Here is an 18,390-nt window from a genome sequence, read left to right as displayed (position 1 = left end):
ATTTTATGTCCAAAGTAGAAGAATTTTTAACGGCCAAGGAAGAATTGGAAATCGTGAATGCCATTGTTGAAGCCGAAAAAAATACTTCCGGAGAAATTAGGGTGCATATTGAACCACAATCCAAAAAATCCCATTTTGAAAGAGCCCAAGAGGTATTCCACTATTTAAAAATGGACAATACCAAAGAAGAAAACGGCGTACTCATATACATTGCAGTCCATGATAAGAAATTTGTGGTTTACGGTGATAAGGGAATAAATCGGGTAGTCCCTGATAATTTTTGGAATTCCACCAAATCGGTTCTCGAAAATCATTTCAAAAAAGGGCATTTTAAGCAAGGTATTATAGAAGGAATTCTCTTGGCCGGCAAGGAATTGGAAACCCATTTCCCTTGGCGGCATAATAATCCCAATGAATTAAGCAATGAAGTATCTAAAGGGTAGTCTTTTATTCTTAGTATTATGCAGCTACTCCATAATTGTTGCCCAATTTAAAATTCCCGAAAAGCCGAAACTTGAGGAACAGACAAGCGTTTATGATTATATTAACCTACTATCTCCTCAGGAAACCAAAAGCCTAGAGCAAAAACTGATCAGCTATTCGGATAGTACTTCTACCCAGATTGTGATGGCTATTATTTCTTCTACCGATGGGGAAAACATAACTTTTTTGGGTGCCAATTGGGGACATGCATGGGGAATAGGACAAGCCAAAGAAGACAACGGAATTTTAATCTTATTGGCTAGGGATGATCGTAAAATTGCCATCAATACAGGTTACGGCATTGAGCCACTTTTAACAGATGCACTATCCAAACGCATTATAGAAATGGTCATTATCCCAGAATTTAAGAAGGATAACTATTACGACGGACTCAACAAAGGAGTGGACGCCATTTTTAACGTCCTTAAGGGCGAGTTCAAGGAAGACCGTAGCTTTGACAATAACCCAGGTTTTCCATTTAGGAGCGTATTGCCATTTATCATATTCATTATAGTACTGATCATTCTTTCCAATAAAGGAAGAAGAGGCGGTGGTGGCAAGGAAGGCAACCGCAAGGGGTTGGATTTATGGGACATTATTATACTTAGCAATATGGGAAGAGGCGGCTATAGATCGGGATCATCCGGTGGCGGCTTTGGTAGTGGAGGCGGAGGTTTCGGTGGTGGCTTCGGCGGCGGCGGCTTCGGTGGAGGTGGCGCTTCCGGAGGTTGGTAAAGCTAATGTAGCAATGTGTTAATTTGAAGATTTGGAAATTCGACAATGGAACAATAATTCAATGTGCAAATGGAATAATTTGAAAATGAAACAATTGGTCAATGTGGAAATGGAGCAATTTGTTAATGTGCCAATGGATTAATTAAACAATATGTTAATGTAGCAATCGCTTAATTTTGACATGCACTAGTTTAGTAATTTGACTATTTGGCCATGTGGAGATTTGGCATTGAAGATGTGAAACCCTTCAAACCTCAAACCCTTCCAAACCAGAAACAAATCGAACAAAAGCATTAATTGTAACGACGTCTACCTCCACCACTAGGTGATTTACCTCCAAACTGATCAAACTTATACGTAAAGCTCGCCATAAAATACTGTTGTAGTACGGTACCTTGAAAATCTTGTATATAATCTTCTCCGGTGGTTCTTCTGGTATTAATGTTTTGATCTAACAAATCATAGGCCAGGACCTTAAAAGTGCCTTTATCCTTAAGCATTTGAAGTCCGAGACTCATATTCCAAAAAAGCGCATCTTTCTTAAAACCAGGACCCACATTACCGTTATAACTGTATCTTAGGTCATTGCCCCAAATTAAATTCTCCGGCCAATAGGTAGTCACTTTTAGCTCGGCATTCTGCGAAGTAAATTTAATATCATCTATACCTTCCAAATTATAGGTGGTATTATTAAACCCAATGCCATACCCAGGTTCGATCTCTATCTTTTCCTTATAATTAAAGGTAGTTGAAATATAAGGGGTAACATCAAAACTATTGGCTTTAAGCTCCACGCCATTGGTGAAACTTACCTGTCTTCCAAAACTCAATCGCGGTCTTACATTAAACTTAATGGTATAGGTACTATCTTTCTTAATCTGTTTGGAATACCCTATTCCAGAGTACCCACTATAATTCCCATCTATATTGGTATATCGAGTAGTTCTTAAAAAATTATCATCGGTCGTGGAGATGGCCGAGACCCTATCTTTTTGCATATCCATTCCAGCATAGATAAAAAGCCCGGTACGACTTTTCCAATCATAATTATTATAATTAAAATTTATGCCGTGGTTAACACTGGGCAACAAATTAGGATTACCTATAACTACATTCAATGGATCATTAATATTAGGAACAGGCTGTAATTGATTTACAGACGGGACACTAAGCCTGGAATTATACCTTAGGTACAATCGTTTATTTTTATCGATGTTATATCGAAAATTGCTGCTGAACATTAAATTCTTATAGGAATTGGAAAAAGAGGTATTCTGAAGAAAGTCCTGATTTTTAAGGTCCGTCATTAAATAGGATGCTTTAACCCTGAAATTTAGCTTTTCACCATTACTGCGTATTCCAAAAGAAGGAGATTGCTGAACATTCTCAAAGTTAAAATCTGAACTCAAAGCCGAATTGAAATCGGTATAGCTGTTGTTTCCGGCATCAAAGTCCATTACCTGTTTTGCATTGTCTCTTTGTTCATTTTTATATTCATAGCCAAAATCCAAAAATAGCTTGCTGGTTAAAGGCTGCCTATAATCTACCTCCAATTCGTAAGAATTTCTTTTATTATCGATCTCTGAAAGTTGATCCAGATTTTCTACACTGGGGTCGTCCCCGTATATTTCACGTACTGAATTTAGGTTGGATACATCTACATTTTCAGAATTGTCATTGGAAAATGTAATGGATATCATTTTACCAATGGTATCCAACTTTTTCATAATCCCAAGACGATTGGAAAAATTTCTTTGAAATCCATCATTAACCGTTATGCGATCGTTGCTATTGATCAATTCCCCATCCTCATCTGTGGAAGTCCTATTGTTGCTATTGATCGAATTGGTCCTATTAATGCTCAATGAAGGCTGTACCGTTACCCGAAGCGTTTTATCCACATCATATTCTATATTGGCCGCCCCACGGTTGGAATTGGTGGAACCCTCAAAATTGGATACATTATCCGTGAAATATCTACTATCCGGCAAGATGTTCTCCCTACTCGTCCTTTGATCATTATAGGAATCACTATACCCAAAAAAGTAATTGGCATCTATCTTATATTCCCCCTTTTCTGAATTGGCGTAACTGGTCCCTAGGTTGGAAGAAGTAGTAATACCATTACCGAAATTATTGATAAGGCCAGATTCCCGAGCTCCAGAATATCCGCCATTGGTATTTCCTACCATATCGTAGATTTCATCAAAAGAAAACCCAGAATTATTAATGTTATTGGAGCTGCCAATAAAACTTACCCTCTTCTTATCATTAAAATAATTGATCAAGCCATTAAATTGATATCTTTCATCGGTACCATAGCCCGCGGCCATTCTTCCCAAATAACCCTTATTCTTATCCTCCTTAATGGTTAAATTGATCGTCTTATTTTCACCATCCCCAGATTCCCCCGTAAACTCCTCCGTTTTAGTTTTAGTATCGGTAATTTGGATTTTACTTATAATATCCTTTGGTAAACTTTTAGTAGCTACTTTGGGGTCATTACTAAAGAAGACTTGACCGTTTACCAGCACCTGATTTACCTCCTTACCGTTTACGGTTATCTTACCATCACTATCTACCTCTACCCCTGGTAATTTTTTCAACACATCCTCCACCGTGGCATCTGGCTTGGTTTTAAAGGAATCTGCATTAAACTCGAGTGTATCCTTCTTAATGGTGATCGGCACCCGATCTCCCACAATAAGTACCCCGTCCAACTCTTGGGCTTGCTCCTCCAATTGCACATTACCCAAATCTACCTGAGACTGTAATTTAACTTTTACCCTATGTGATTTATAGCCATTGTAGGAGAAAAAAACATTTACCTCCTTGAGACTGGTTTCGCCTTCCAGTTCAAACATTCCTTTTTGATCGGAAACAGTATAGGAAACCAAGGAACTATCCTTTAAAGATTCCGCATAAATAGTTGAGGCCTCTAATGGTGCTTTGGTAATGGCATCTACAATTTTCCCGCTCAACACAAAATCTTGGGAGAATGAAACGCTAAAAAATAAAATGGAAAATAGGAGAGAAAAGTGAAATTTCTTCATTTGGTTAGTTTGTCTTGTATTCTTGGTAATTTGGTAAGCCCCCAAAAATATAGCAACAGCCAGTACGACCCAAATGGTTAACAGAACTTTATGACCCTCCTTTAGAAATAACCGAATTTAAAAAGAGCTCCTTATTTCTTTCTCATAAACACCGATACAGGCACCCCTGTGAAATCAAAATGTTCCCTTAATTTATTCTCCAGAAAACGCTTATAAGGATCCCTCACATATTGCGGAAGATTACAGAAAAAAGCAAACTGCGGATAAGGGGTTGGCAATTGGGTGCAAAATTTTATTTTTACATACTTATCCTTATAGGCCGGTGGGGGATAGTTTTCAATAAGGGGTAACATAATATCGTTCAGCTTTCTGGTCACGACCTTTTTTTGTCTATTTTCATACACTTGAACGGCAGTTTCAATGGCCTTAAAAATTCGCTGCTTGGTTAAAACGGAGATAAAAAGAATAGGCACATCTGTAAAAGGTGAAATGGCCTCCTTAATTTTTTGAGTGTATTGCTTAATAGTATTGGTCTCTTTGTCTTCAATCAAATCCCATTTATTAACCAAGATTACGATTCCTTTGTTATTACGTTGTGCCAACCAGAAAATATTTTCTACCTGCCCATCAAAACCACGGGTGGCATCCAACATAAGAATACAGACATCGGAATGTTCAATGGCCCTTACGGAACGCATTACCGAATAGAACTCCAGGTCTTCCCTAACTTTGGCCTTACGACGAATCCCGGCGGTATCTACCAAATTAAATTCAAAACCAAATCTATTATATTTAGTATCAATACTATCCCTAGTAGTACCAGGAATATCGGTAACAATATATCTCTCTTCCCCAATAAGGGCATTGATAAAAGACGATTTTCCGGCATTTGGCCTTCCCACCACGGCAAAACGTGGCAAATCATCCCTCTCCTTTTCCTTTTCCGGTAACACTTTAACCAGCTCGTCCAGTAAGTCGCCCGTACCACTACCACTAATACTGGCAATAGTATAATATTCCCCTAGCCCCAACGCATAAAACTCTACGGCATCTTTCGCTCTATTACCGTTGTCCACTTTATTGACCACTAAGAAAACAGGTTTATTTACACGTCTCAGTAAATTAGCTACATCTTCGTCCATACCGGTAACTCCGGCTTCCACATCCACCATAAAGATGATGGCATCGGCCTCATCTATGGCCAATTCTACCTGCTTATCTATTTCTTTTTCAAAAACATCATCGCTCCCCAATACATATCCCCCGGTATCGATTACTGAAAACTCCACTCCGTTCCAATCACTCTTTCCGTAATGACGGTCACGTGTAACCCCACTTTCGGCATCAACAATGGCCTCTCTTCTTTGAATAAGTCTATTAAAAAAGGTTGATTTGCCTACATTAGGTCTTCCTACAATGGCTACAATAGCACTCATACTTTTAATTTGCTGCAAAAGTACCAATTAAAATTGAAGTAATTCATTAACGTATATTCTAGTTCAGAAACTTGAGGAGGATATACGGGCAGGAAATGTTTTAAAGGCACTATTTCAAACCTAGATTATTTTAAACTTAAATCAGCATGACAATATGTTGAGATGAATAAGCGAACTGAAAATTAACGAGCGTTGCCCGGGTGGTAATAAGTATATTTCCTGAGTCAATCAATGACGGTAGACCAACAGCTAGACCCTTTTCCGCCCGCCGACTCAGGGATGTTTCACTTGGCAACAATTTTCACCAAATGGTCCTTACTGCCAGAAAGATAAACCTCCCCAATTCTTCTATTCTTAATAACTTTTGCCGGGCTGCCGTAAGCAACTACATATCCTGGAATATCCTCAAGGATTAAAGATCCAGCACCAATTACAGAATGTTCCAATATAGTAATATTTTCTATGACGTTCACACCCAAGGAAACAACAGAGAATTCTCCCAAAATAAAATTTCCGCCAGTACATGCCCTGGAAGCGAGACTGGAAAAATCCTCAACAATGCTATCGTGGCCTACAGAAGAATTGGTGTTCACTATACAATGCCTGCCAATACGGGAATTGGCATTTATAATCGACCCGGCCATAATGACCGTACCTTTGCCAATTTCAACATCCTTACCTACAATCGCATTTGGATGTATGGCCAATACAAAATTAAAACCAGGAACTATTTTATTAATTTTTTCTACAATCAAGTGACGCGTCCAATTATCACCGATGGCCACCACGCCCCCTATAATATTAAATCTTTCCATTAAATAGGGCAATTCATGTTCATTACCCAAAATTTCATATCCGTTATGCTTTAGACCTTTTTTCTTAAAAGAATCCAAAAAACCTATAATGTTATATTTGCCTTCCCTTTCCAAAGAATCTAAAACTACACTTCCATGTCCTGAGGCTCCAAAAATCACTATATTTTGCATTTTATCGATAAAATTAAGCGTTTTATCGGTAATACTGAAATATTCAGCCTACCAATCTAAAATCAAACGGAAAGATATAATTGCATTAGATCAGTTATTGATGCTGAAAATTATAATTCTAACCCATATGCATCCAATTTATTAAATTGGCTCCTAAAGAAAAAAAACAGTATCTTTTATCCTTATTATCAGCCATCTAGTTTGAAAGCTTTACCTAACGAAATTGTCTTAAGACCAAGGTTCCAAATTAACCTTAATTGTTCTGCCGAACCTATATTACAATTATTCCAAAACGCGGACACCCCACCTTTTATCGTAAAAATATCCGATAATCACGTTTTTATAAAATTCAATAGGACTGAATCCCATTTTTGGTCCCCTCAGCTACAGCTTGAGGTGGTAGACCAGGAAGATGGCGATAGCATCATATATGGATTATTTGGCCCTAACCCTACCTTATGGACATTTTTCATGTTCGTCCATTTTGGAGTAGCTACTTTGTTCATCATTTTTGGAGTTTGGGCCTATTCCAATAACGCACTGGGAAAAGAAATCGGACTCCAATTGGGATTAATGGCCCTAATGGTCGTTACTTGGATCGTACTATATGTCTTTGGAAGGATCGGAAAAAGAAAAGGCAAGCCTCAAATGCATCAATTGCACGAGTTTATGTTAAAACATACCCAAGAAGGAAGCCACATATAAAAAAGGCTATGCCAGTTAAAAGGTCCTAGTTTAAGATTTCTTGTTTAGGATGGACGTCATTGTGAGGAGTTTGAGCGACGACGTAATCTCATGATAAAATAAGCAGATTGCCACGCTTTGCGCGCAATAACGTCCACCATATTGATATTGACTATCCAAAAAACAACAGGGCATTGGCTATTGCCTTACGAGCAATTTCGTCCCTAAGAACAAGCGACTAAAAAGCTAACCCTGATTATACCCAAAGCGCTTCAATTGCTTGGGGTCATTTCTCCAATTCTTATTAACCTTTACGTAGAGCTCCAAATGCACCTGCTTGTCGAAGAATTTTTCCAAGTCCTTACGTGCTTCCACCCCCACCCTTTTCAGGGCGCTTCCTTTATGGCCTATGATAATCCCCTTTTGGGAATCCCGTTCCACCATGATGACGGACCGCATGCGGATAATATCCTCGTCCTCAAAAAATTCCTCTGTATCGATTTCGACAGAGTAAGGGATTTCCTTTTTATAAAACTGAAGGATTTTCTCCCTAATGGTTTCGTTTACGAAAAAGCGTTCGGGCTTGTCCGTTAATTGGTCCTTTGGATAATAAGGAGGTGCTTCTGGCAGCAATTCTAAAATCCGTAGAAAGACTTCCTTCACATTAAAATTCTGTAAGGCAGATATAGGATGAATTTCCGCGTTAGGCAATTGCTCCTGCCAGTATTGCACTTGTTCTTCCAAAATAGCCTGCTCAGAGACATCTATCTTATTCAACAAAAGCAATATTGGGGTAGTACTATTTTTTAATTTTTCAAAAAAACGTTCGTCTTTCAAGGCCTTTTCACCTATTTCCACCATATAAAGCAGCACATCGGCATCTTCAAAAGCGGACTTAACAAAGTCCATCATAGAAGATTGCAATTCATAGGCAGGTTTTATGATTCCAGGAGTATCTGATAGGACCACCTGAAAATCGTCCCCATTGACAATTCCTAAAATTCGGTGCCGCGTAGTTTGGGCCTTGGAGGTAATTATAGATAATTTTTCCCCTACAAAGGCATTCATGAGTGTGGATTTCCCCACATTGGGATTTCCTATAATATTTACAAAACCGGCTTTATGCGACATCTTCCCTTTTTAACTTTTATAATGGCAAAGGTAATTGAATATGACCATCTATATCATAATAAAGCCTAAAATTACGTAAAGTACCACTGTTATCAAACCTCCAATCAGAGCATAGGGCAACTGAGTATTAATATGATCTATATGATCACTGGCCGAGGCCATGGATGAGATAATAGAGGTGTCTGAAATGGGGGAACAGTGATCTCCAAAAATACCACCCCCCAATGTAGCGGCTACCACCAAAGGCAATGGTGCAGAATGAATTTCTGCCATGGGGATGGCAATCGCCATCATAATGGCAAAAGTGCCCCAAGAAGTCCCGGTCGAAAACGCAATAAAGGAGCTGATGACGAAAATAATTGCCGGTAAAAAAGCGGGGGACAGCCATTCTTTGGACCAGTTGGCTACGAACTGCCCTGTTCCCAAAGCATTACAGGCATCCCCTATGGCAAAAGCCAATAACATTAGCAACGCAAGAGGCATTAATTCGCTTATGCCCTTCAGGACGAGATCGATCATTTCTTTGGTTTTCATGATTTTTTGCGATCGATACAGTACCATGGCGACCAAAATTGCAGTAAGTACCGCATATAGTACGGACGACGAACCAGAACCATTACCAATAGCTTTAAAAAGATGGTCGGAAAAAGATGTGGCATTCTCAACCGCATCCCAACCGGTGTATGCCAAATTAATAGGCATCATACATACCATGGTAGCCAATGGAATAATCATATTATAGGCCTTTGCCTTGATTCCTTCTTTGGATTCAAAAGAAGTAACCTCGCTAGACAACATAGGTTTGGCATTATCATTCAACAGTTTTCCTGTTTCCCTTGTCCGTTTTTCAGCCTTGGCCATGGGTCCAATATCTTTTTTTGAAATGATAACCACAAACACCGTCAAGATGGCAAGAATGGGGTAAAAATTATACACCATGGAAGAAAGCATGGTTCCAAACGGATTTTCTATTCCTTGGGTAAGCAATAATCCCATGATAAAAGCGCCCCAAGCATTAAAGGGAATTAAAATAGAGGAGGGCGCAGAACTGGAATCGGCGATATAGGCCAGTTTTTCCCTGGGAATCTTTAGTTTATCAAAAACAGGGCGATACAAGGTTCCCACCGTCAAGGAACTAATACTGGTTTCCACAAACAATATAAGTCCTGTAAACAGGGCCATTAGCTGAACCACTACCCTACTATACCCGCTTTGTTTTTTCTCAAAATGTGCTATAACTTTATTAAGTAAATTTACAAACCCCTCTACGCCTTTGGAATATTGGATAAACAACAGCAAGGCACCTACTAGGGCACTAAACATGATGGTCCTTGTATTTCCGGGGGATTTAAAAACATTGACCATCCCTTCCACTGCCGCCAAGGTGCCGTTAAGAAAATTGAAATCATTGATGATTACCCAAGAGAACCATATCCCAAAAAGCAGGGCTATATAAACTTGTTTTGTTCTGAGTGCCAAGACAATAGCAATGACAGGTGGTAATATTGAGAGAAAACCATAGTTATCCATAAATGAACGGGCGAATTAGAGGTGGTGAATCCTAATTTAAATGGATACAAAATAGAAAGATTTTGGACAAGGTGGACTACAACTAGGCATTTTTAAATAATAAATCTCCTGAAAGCCGGACATTACCCCTATGTCTTACTTTGGTTATAGGCAGTTTCAAGAAATTTATTATTTTACCTCACCCACAACTGCCTTTTTAGGCAGTTGTGACCTCTCCTAAGGAGAGGTAAATAGGAAATCTCGACCGAAGGGTCTCAGAATCTTTGGTTTGATGAAAATTTAACCCGATTTTAAATTAAATATTCAAAATAGATTTGGGAAATCATAAAAAGGATGTATCTTTGCAGTCCGAAATAATTCAGTCAGCATTATGAACTGAGGGTTAAAAGCCAAGTTGAGTATTTTGGAATCGCACATCGCGGGATAGAGCAGTAGGTAGCTCGTCGGGCTCATAACCCGAAGGTCACTGGTTCGAGTCCAGTTCCCGCTACTAGTAAAGACAAGCCTTCACAGCAATGTGGGGGCTTTTTTTATGACTTGGGTACAACATAGGTACAACATTTCAAGATTTTTCTTGCCCACTTTAATTTGATACGTTTTTGTGTCAAATACCGATATAAGTTATTTTTTCAGTTCTGTTTTAATAGAATTTAGTTTTTAAATCCATTCAGCACATTCCCCTGCATTTCGCGAAAAGCTCCATTGCGGGCAAAGCGCTTCATTATAAAAGTCTTGGACCCAACTCCAAAGCTTCCGATTTCCATTCCACTTGTCCACTCATTCCCGAGAAAAGTCGGGAAGAGGCCAAACTCCATTCCCATCTACATCTTTGAAGTCAAGTCCGCTTTAAGTCCTACATTAAGAACATAATTCGTTTTTATAACCCGTTCAGCACATTGCCACTCCATTCCGCGAAAAGCTGCATTTCGGGCAATGAGCTTACCTACAAAAGGTCTTGGACAAAACTCCAAAGATTCCGATTTCCATTACGTTAACCCTGCCTGAAAAACGGCAGGAACACTCCATTCCCAATCTACATCTTTAAAGTTCAGTCCGCTTTAAATCCTACTAAATAAGAATAATCACTTTAAATAATCCGGTCAGCACATTGCCGCTCCATTCCGCGAAAAGCTACATTCCGGGCAAAGAGCTTTCCTGCAAGGATCTTGGACACCATCCACAATTTCTACTTTCCATTCCGCTTGCCCTTCCCGCTTTGCCGGGAAGCGCACTCCATTACAATCCGAAATCGTGAACGCAGTCCGCTTGATAGGAATTCCATTTAATCATTTGGTGCCACTTCCTATGTTATTGTAATTCACAAAGGCTTTTAGAATTACATCCGCACCCTCGCCGTTATACCCTTTTTTTGACAGCAAAATACCAACATTTGGAAGTTGAACGGACTGCATAAACCGTTCTCGCTGCGCTTCACTTTTTATAAGTCCTTATCAATTCCAAATATTGAAAATGTATCAGCAACAAAAAAAGGTAACAACGAGGGCGCTATGGGAAGTAAATCTAAAATGAATCTTATGAAATCTTACAAAAACATCAAAAAGGAAGCGGCACCAAAAAAAAACAAAAAAGGAAAACACTCAAGATATAATAAGTAAATCACTTCAAAAAAAATAAACGCAAACTGTCTGAATGGTTCAGATAGCAATTTTAATTAATTCTTAAATATTTTATTATGAGCACTTTAAAAAATCACGTACAGTTAATCGGAAACGTTGGACAAGAACCAACCATTACAAACCTTGAAAGCGGTAAGAAAGTAGCCCGTTTTTCAATCGCAACAAACGAGTATTACAAGGATGCCAAAGGCGAAAAACAAACGGAAACCAATTGGCATACCATTGTGGCTTGGGGAAAGACTGCTGAAATTATCGAAAAATATGTAGGTAAAGGCAAAGAGGTAGGTGTTACAGGGAAATTGAAATCCCGAAGCTACGAGGACAAAGACGGTATCAAAAGATATGTTACCGAAATTGAAGCAAATGAAATCCTTTTACTTGGAAGTAAAAACGACAAGTAGAATTTAAAATTAAAGAGGGCGTTCCTCTCGAAAGTTGCGCCCTCTTTTCATTATTAACTCTTTAAATCAAATTAATTATGAAAGCACAAGTTAACGAAATCAAAGCAGGATTACGACATTTTCACGGAACGGAAATGTTCTATCAAATCCCATTGTTAAGAACACGTTATACGGACGGATTAAAATATCTTGCTAATGTAGCAGATTGTTTTTGGCTCATTACGGACACTTCCGTAGTTGCAAAAAGTCTGATGAACCGAAGCGAATTTTATCCCAAGTAAATCGTTATCCAAAGTTATTACCCAATAATTTCATAAATACCTGTAAACCAACATTACTTTTGATAATAATATCGTGATAATATTTGTTATTCTCAAGGGAGTGCAATGTTGCATTCCACTAAAAAAATAACAAATGGACACAGAAAAAGAAATCAAATCCCTGATCAGGGATTGTGTAGCCTACCTCAGGGAGGAAGGCTACAGCGAACCCCGAATTAAAGATTACAATCAGTTCTGGCGTAATGGAATTGGGCAGTACATGGATAAAAACCTTTTGGTAAACTACCATGCTGGAATTGGTGAGAAATTTTTAAGCGGTATCCCGCCAGTGAGCGACTCACACATGCGCGCAATCCGTCGCAGTATACACGTACTGGATGACTTTCTATTTTATGGAAAAGTCAGGAAAAGAAGTGTAAAATATGTGTATCATGAGTTGCCCGGTAAACTAGGGGAAGTTGCCTTGGAGTTTATAGTATCCCAAGAAAGGCTCCGTCGCTGCAAACCTATCCTTAATAAGCACCGTCGTATTTTGAGCTACTTTATTACCCATCTTACATTAAGGTCGATAGACCAAGTTTCGGCCATTGGTGAAGATGATGTTCTTACCTTCATATCATCAGTTCAGAATTGCAAGGACAGATATCTAAATACTATCCGACTATTCTGCCGGTTCCTGTATCAACAAAAATACATTGACAGAAATGTGGAATACTTCATCGGAAGGAACAACTATCCATTGCGTGAAAAACTGCCCTCAGTCTACAATGCCGATGAGATAGGGCATATCGAAAATAGGGTAGAGCAATCCAGTACGGTGGGCAAACGTGATTATGCAATGCTCCTTCTGGCCACACGGCTTGGTCTCCGCTCTTCGGACATAGCGGGGCTGACCTTTGGGAATTTGGATTGGCAACATAATCTCATATCCCTTGTGCAGTGCAAGACAAAGAAAATAATAGAACTCCCGCTTTTGACCGATGTCGGCGAAGCCATTATCAACTACCTGAAATTCGGAAGACCAATATCTGATTTTCAGCAAGTGTTCCTGACTGCCAGTGCCCCCTACCGTCCCGTGAACAGTAGGCTCATCAATGGAGTGGTAAGCAGAAAAATAATAGCATCTGGCGTTGATATCAAAGGCCGTAAGTTCGGCCCCCATGCCATGCGGCACACCCTGGCCAGTCAGTTGTTACGCAATGGAACTTCGCTTCCGGTCATATCCGAAACACTCGGACACTCCGACACGCAGGCCACCATGAACTATTTGCGCATAGATATAAACAGTCTTATGCAGTGTGCACTTGATGTACCCTTGGTACCGATAAATTTTTATGAGCAGAAAGGAGGTGTTTTTTATGGATAAGCAAGTTAAATATGAAAGTGTGTTTGCCCCCTATTTTGATAGCTTCCTGAAAATGAAGGATACCATGGGTTATGGGCTTTACAAGTACGAACGTATCTTTTTAGATCTTGACAGGTTCTTTTTAAAATCCAGAGCCACAGCGACCTACATAAGCAGTGAACAGATTGCAGCTTGGAGGGCAACCCGTGTAAACGATAAGGCCCGGACGCTGTATGACAAATACTCCGTATTGTCGCAGTTTTGCAGGTATATGTGCCATCTTGGCCATGAATGCTACATCCCACGGCTCCCCAGGAGAAAGGATCTGGACTTTATCCCCTATGTTTTCACTCATGAGCAAATGAGATGTATTTTCCAGGAATGCAATAGATTAAATCTGTTCCGCGGCAATATGAACACAGCTCTTGTTGCTATACCTGCTTTAATACGCTTCCTCTACAGTACCGGTGCAAGGATCAATGAGGCCTTATCCATTAGGAACATGGATATCGATTACCAGAACCATCAGGTCATTATAAGAAAAACAAAAAACAAGATGCAACGAATAGTTCCGATAAACCCATCCCTGGAGGAAGTAATGAAGCAATACGAAGGATATAGGGACCGTATGCCTGTTGAAGGCCCGGCGGACAAGGAACATTTTTTCTTTATGAAAGCGAATGGGAAGACATTTACAAATAGTACTGCATACAGGTGGTTCAAAAAGGTGCTAAAACAGTGTGGGATACCACATATAGGGAAGATGCAGGGACCTCGTATACATGATATCCGGCATACCTGTGCGGTTCACTCCCTTGAAAAAATGGTGAAAAATGGCGTGGATATTTATTGTGCGCTCCCAATCCTATCCACTTTTCTGGGACATACGTCCATAAAGGGAACCGAAAAATATGTTAGGATGACAGAGGAAATTTATCCAGAAATCATCAAAATGGAAAACCCACTTACTTCCTTTGTGTTCCCCAACCAAATCAAAATAGACATCAATTATGGAAACAATCACTGATTTTGCAAAATACCTTACAAGGTTCTTTACAGAGTATCTTGTTGGCGAAAGGGGAGCCAGCTCCCATACCATAAGATCGTATAGTGAGACCTTTACCCTTGTACTTGCCTTTATGGATAAGGTTAAAGCTAAATCTGCGGACAGGCTGACCCTCAACCATTTTAACAAGGAGACTGTTCTTGGCTTCCTTGATTGGCTAGAGGAAAACCGGAAATGCTCCAACTCGACCCGAAACCAAAGGTTGGCCGCTTTGCATTCATTTTTCAGATATATGCAATATGAAGATGTCAAACGTCTTGGACAATGGCAGGACATCCTGTCCATTAAAGTCAAGAAACAGGGAAAAAGAACTGCTGTCAATTGCCTGACCGTTGAAGGCATCAAATTCTTGCTGGAACAAATACCGGTTAACACCAAAGCAGGGCGGCGGAACTTAGCGCTGCTGTCATTGCTTTATGATAGCGGGGCAAGGGTGCAGGAACTCATAGATCTGACCCCGGTATCCCTGCATTTGATCAAACCATATTATGTTACTCTTTTGGGAAAAGGGTGCAAAAAAAGAATTGTTCCCTTGCAGAATGAACAGGTAAATCTGCTGATGGCTTATATAAAGGAAAATCGTCTTGATAACCTGGCATACAACCAACGGCCCTTGTTTGCTAACAATAGGGGTGAAAAGCTGACAAACTCAGGAGTGACATATATCCTAAATCTTTATGCAAAGAATGCAAGGATGCTCAGGCCGGAGATAATACCTGAAAAAATGAGCCCACATACGTTGCGCCACAGTAAGGCAATGCACCTTTTGCAATCCGGGATAAACTTGGTGTACATACGCGATATCCTCGGACATGTATCCATCCTGACTACTGAAGTTTATGCTAGGGCTGACTCAAAACAAAAACGTGAGGCATTGGAAGCCGCTTACGTTAATGTTATACCAGTCCAAGCAAACGAAGCGAGCTGGGAAAAGGACTCGAAACTTAGGGAGTGGCTAAGGAATTTTAACAAATAATCAATATCGTTATCCAAAGCTGTTCTAAAAAGCAAACAGACTAAAGTATTGATTAACAGAAGGTTAATAAAAACACTTTGGATAACGATTTACTTGGGATAAAATTCGTTATCACGAGTCGTGATAACGAATTTGTAACCATCGACTTTAAAAGGTTGTCCGAAGAAAAACAAGATTTTACAGGCTATGAAGCCGAAATTATTTATTCGGATGGAAACAATAATATTCTAGAAAAACAAGGGTATCGGGCAACCGATTTTCCGCTCGATGAATTGCGGTTATTTTTTGTGAATGATACGTTGATGTTACCAAGCGAATACTAAAATTTACAGCTATGGTATATCTAAATTTTACAGACTTGAGCGAAGAGGCTCAAAACCGACTTTTAGAGAATTCTAAAAAAGATGTGGAACGAAAATTTGGGGATGATATTCGCAAATACGTAAGGGAAAATTATACCTGTTTTGAAACGATGATAGAGGAAGAAGCATTACGAAATTTATATTCCTATAAGTTCATATTCAACATCTAATTTTCTAAACTTAATAATCAAGCACCTCTAATTTTGGAGGTGTTTTTCTGTTCAAGTAATTCCAGTTCAATAAAAAACCGTATCTTTATTTCGCTGAAATTCAGCACACATAATTTATATAGCAACCCTATTTTTAACTTTCGCTGGTAGCTGTATCCATCTATATTTTACATACAGGAATTTCCGAATTCCTAAAAGGGCAATTGGCTTTTTAGCCAGATTGTATGAAATTTTTGTCACGCTTTGGCGTGACGAAAAGGAATAGCAAGAGGGTAACGGGCAGAGCCGCGTTACATATTCCTTTTAGCGTATAACCAATTGATTTTCAATAACTTGAAAATTAATGGATTATATATATTTCTTCGATTTGCGTCAAATGCCCCTGAACAGCCTGTAAACAGGGATGGATTTACGTCAAATGCACAAAAAAGCGAATGAAAATGGACTCATTCATCACAATCAGGTTTAAGCGGGCAACTGCCAAACGTTTTCAGGAATTTTCCAAAACTCAATTCAAATCGCACACCGAAGCGATGGCCACGATGCTCGATTTTTTCTTCTACAATGAAATATCGCCACGGGAAAAACTGGGCCCGACCGGAAGGACGATTGAGGCCAAACTTCTTAAAAGGATCAATGCCGTCATTGCCATTATGAGGGATATGGAAAAGACCCAGACCAAACCCACGGTCGCAATGATCGAGTCACTTTTTCAAACGGAGGAACCAAACAAGAAACCGTTGATTTTGGAGAAGAAATTTATGGAAGAAAAGAAGGAAGTGCGCTTTAAAGAAAAGGGAAATCCAAACAACGAACTCTAAATTCTTGTGCTATGTACATTACAATAACACCCCAAAAAATGGGAGGCAATTATTCTAAAAGTTCGGCGGATTTTGTTGGCTATTTGGAAAAAGAAAACCAAGGGTTAGAGCAGGAGGATATGGAGCATTTTTTTAATCAAAATGGCGATGAGATTTCGGCAGAGGAAGTGGTCAGGGAAATCGACGGGAATACTGCAAAACTGGAAAAGACCGAACCGAGATTTTACTCTATTACCGTCAGTCCTTCACAATACGAATTGAAACGTTTGCAGAACCATAGTGAAGATTTAAAAATATATACACGAGAAATTATGAGGGATTATGTAGCCTCCTTCAATCGGGAAATTAATGGTCGTCCTATTACCATCGATGATATCAAATATTATGCGAAAATTGAACATCAACGAACCTTTAAAGGAACGGACTTTCAGATTAAAGAAAACCAACCCTACGCCACAAAAATACTTCAGCTCAAAAATGACATCCGTAAAATAGAAAGTGGAACACTAGAAGAAAATATAAAACCCAAAGAAAAGGAAATGGCAAAATTGGAACGTGAGGCACCACACCAACAAAATGGCAAACGTATTGTTCAAGGAATGCCAAAGGCGGGAAACCAAAGTCATATTCATATTATCGTTAGTAGAAAGGATGCATCCAATACATTCAGCCTTTCCCCAGGGAGTAAACACAAAGCTTCAGAAGTGGAGATGCACGGCAAGAAAGTAAAGCGTGGTTTTGACCGTGATAAATTTTTTCAAAGTGCCGAAAAAACTTTCGATAAAAAGTTCGGCTACCAAAGAAATTTTGCGGAGACCTACAAAGCAAGAAAGGATTTCGTGAAAAACCCAAAAATCTATTTTGCATCATTGATGAAATTACCCACCAACGAAAAAGCATTGGCGTTCAAAATAATGGGCAAAGCCGGCATTCCTATGATGCCAAGTATTCCAGTTACGCAAGCACAGCTGGCAATGAAAATATTTAACAGGCTACGACGTGGTGCGGAAGTGGCCATCAAATCAAGCTCCATAGGAATCTAAATTATGCAGTTAGACAGTCTCTTAATGGTATTTTTATTTATTGGTTTGACCAGTACGGTTTTCTATGGAATGTTTCGGATAAGTAGATATGCATTTATCATTAATTTTCTGATACTTGGTATTCTTGGATGAGCCGGTCAAAGTGAACCACGTGTGCCGGATGAAAGTGAGCATAGCAAACTAGTTGCTCAAAATCGATTCCTTTGTGGTTAAATTTACTGTTTATTTTTTAATTTTTTACGCATTGATT

17 protein-coding genes and 1 tRNA gene are annotated in these 18,390 nt (G+C 39.3%); 13 read left to right on the top strand and 5 right to left on the bottom strand.

Translation table 11 applies throughout. The annotated features are described in order from the left end of the window. Positions 1–5: 5 nt before the first annotated feature. Both CWD90_RS21520 and CWD90_RS21515 read left to right on the top strand, forming a co-directional pair. A complete protein-coding gene (locus CWD90_RS21520; RefSeq protein ID WP_103478119.1) occupies positions 6–443 on the top strand; it encodes a TPM domain-containing protein in 438 nt (145 codons plus the stop codon). Next, positions 424–1,218 (top strand): TPM domain-containing protein, encoded by a 795-nt coding sequence (locus tag CWD90_RS21515; protein ID WP_103478118.1) that lies wholly within the window; start codon positions 424–426, stop codon positions 1,216–1,218. The genes CWD90_RS21520 and CWD90_RS21515 overlap by 20 nt, the downstream gene beginning before the upstream one ends. A gap of 293 nt (positions 1,219–1,511) precedes the next feature. Here the strand turns inward: CWD90_RS21515 and CWD90_RS21510 are convergent, their stop codons facing one another. From CWD90_RS21510 to CWD90_RS21500, 3 genes are all read right to left on the bottom strand, one after another. Next, on the bottom strand, positions 1,512–4,271 hold the full coding sequence (locus tag CWD90_RS21510) for an outer membrane beta-barrel protein (protein WP_103478134.1): 2,760 nt from the start codon (positions 4,269–4,271) through the stop codon (positions 1,512–1,514). A gap of 131 nt (positions 4,272–4,402) precedes the next feature. Continuing rightward, positions 4,403–5,707 carry a ribosome biogenesis GTPase Der gene (der, locus tag CWD90_RS21505; RefSeq protein ID WP_103478117.1) on the bottom strand — a complete coding sequence of 435 codons (1,305 nt, stop codon included), beginning with the start codon at positions 5,705–5,707 and terminating at the stop codon, positions 4,403–4,405. Positions 5,708–5,991: 284 nt separating this feature from the next. Next, entirely contained in the window at positions 5,992–6,693 is a 702-nt protein-coding gene (locus tag CWD90_RS21500; RefSeq protein ID WP_103478116.1) for an acetyltransferase, read from the bottom strand. A gap of 201 nt (positions 6,694–6,894) precedes the next feature. On the opposite strand from CWD90_RS21500, the gene CWD90_RS21495 reads away from it, so the two are divergent. Then, complete coding sequence (locus CWD90_RS21495) at positions 6,895–7,398, top strand: GTP-binding protein (RefSeq protein ID WP_103478115.1); 504 nt, start codon at positions 6,895–6,897, stop codon at positions 7,396–7,398. Between the two features lie 225 nt (positions 7,399–7,623). Here CWD90_RS21495 and era read toward each other — a convergent pair whose 3' ends face one another. After that, the gene (gene era, locus CWD90_RS21490) at positions 7,624–8,508 is read right to left on the bottom strand and encodes a GTPase Era (protein ID WP_103478114.1); all 885 of its coding nucleotides are present in this window, start codon (positions 8,506–8,508) and stop codon (positions 7,624–7,626) included. A gap of 48 nt (positions 8,509–8,556) precedes the next feature. Further along, positions 8,557–10,038, bottom strand: a complete 1,482-nt coding sequence (locus tag CWD90_RS21485; protein ID WP_103478113.1) for a Na+/H+ antiporter NhaC family protein — start codon at positions 10,036–10,038, stop codon at positions 8,557–8,559. A 417-nt stretch (positions 10,039–10,455) separates the two neighbouring features. On the opposite strand from CWD90_RS21485, the gene CWD90_RS21480 reads away from it, so the two are divergent. From CWD90_RS21480 to mobB, 10 genes are all read left to right on the top strand, one after another. Continuing rightward, positions 10,456–10,528, top strand: a tRNA-Met gene (locus CWD90_RS21480). 1,203 nt (positions 10,529–11,731) lie between these two features. Beyond that, on the top strand, positions 11,732–12,076 hold the full coding sequence (locus tag CWD90_RS21475) for a single-stranded DNA-binding protein (protein ID WP_103478112.1): 345 nt from the start codon (positions 11,732–11,734) through the stop codon (positions 12,074–12,076). Positions 12,077–12,153: 77 nt separating this feature from the next. Beyond that, the gene (locus CWD90_RS21470) at positions 12,154–12,357 is read left to right on the top strand and encodes a DUF6876 family protein (protein ID WP_239986584.1); all 204 of its coding nucleotides are present in this window, start codon (positions 12,154–12,156) and stop codon (positions 12,355–12,357) included. Between the two features lie 133 nt (positions 12,358–12,490). Continuing rightward, complete coding sequence (locus CWD90_RS21465; RefSeq protein ID WP_103478111.1) at positions 12,491–13,723, top strand: site-specific integrase; 1,233 nt, start codon at positions 12,491–12,493, stop codon at positions 13,721–13,723. Continuing rightward, positions 13,692–14,729, top strand: coding sequence for a tyrosine-type recombinase/integrase (locus CWD90_RS21460; RefSeq protein WP_103478110.1), 1,038 nt, complete (start codon positions 13,692–13,694; stop codon positions 14,727–14,729). The genes CWD90_RS21465 and CWD90_RS21460 overlap by 32 nt, the downstream gene beginning before the upstream one ends. Next, complete coding sequence (locus tag CWD90_RS21455; protein WP_103478109.1) at positions 14,713–15,744, top strand: tyrosine-type recombinase/integrase; 1,032 nt, start codon at positions 14,713–14,715, stop codon at positions 15,742–15,744. Before CWD90_RS21460 ends, CWD90_RS21455 begins: the two co-directional genes overlap by 17 nt. A 77-nt stretch (positions 15,745–15,821) precedes the next feature. Next, positions 15,822–16,067, top strand: coding sequence for a DUF6876 family protein (locus tag CWD90_RS21450; RefSeq protein WP_239986583.1), 246 nt, complete (start codon positions 15,822–15,824; stop codon positions 16,065–16,067). An 11-nt stretch (positions 16,068–16,078) separates the two neighbouring features. Then, positions 16,079–16,276, top strand: coding sequence for a hypothetical protein (locus tag CWD90_RS21445; protein ID WP_026754830.1), 198 nt, complete (start codon positions 16,079–16,081; stop codon positions 16,274–16,276). A gap of 440 nt (positions 16,277–16,716) precedes the next feature. Further along, positions 16,717–17,097 carry a BfmA/BtgA family mobilization protein gene (locus tag CWD90_RS21440; protein WP_103478133.1) on the top strand — a complete coding sequence of 127 codons (381 nt, stop codon included), beginning with the start codon at positions 16,717–16,719 and terminating at the stop codon, positions 17,095–17,097. An 11-nt stretch (positions 17,098–17,108) separates the two neighbouring features. Beyond that, complete coding sequence (gene mobB, locus CWD90_RS21435) at positions 17,109–18,140, top strand: MobB family relaxase (protein ID WP_103478108.1); 1,032 nt, start codon at positions 17,109–17,111, stop codon at positions 18,138–18,140. The last annotated feature ends 250 nt before the right edge of the window (positions 18,141–18,390 follow it).

Origin of the sequence: Arenibacter catalasegens (assembly GCF_002909235.1) — a bacterium.
Classification (GTDB): domain Bacteria; phylum Bacteroidota; class Bacteroidia; order Flavobacteriales; family Flavobacteriaceae; genus Arenibacter; species Arenibacter catalasegens.
This window is presented reverse-complemented; position numbering and strand designations above follow the sequence as displayed.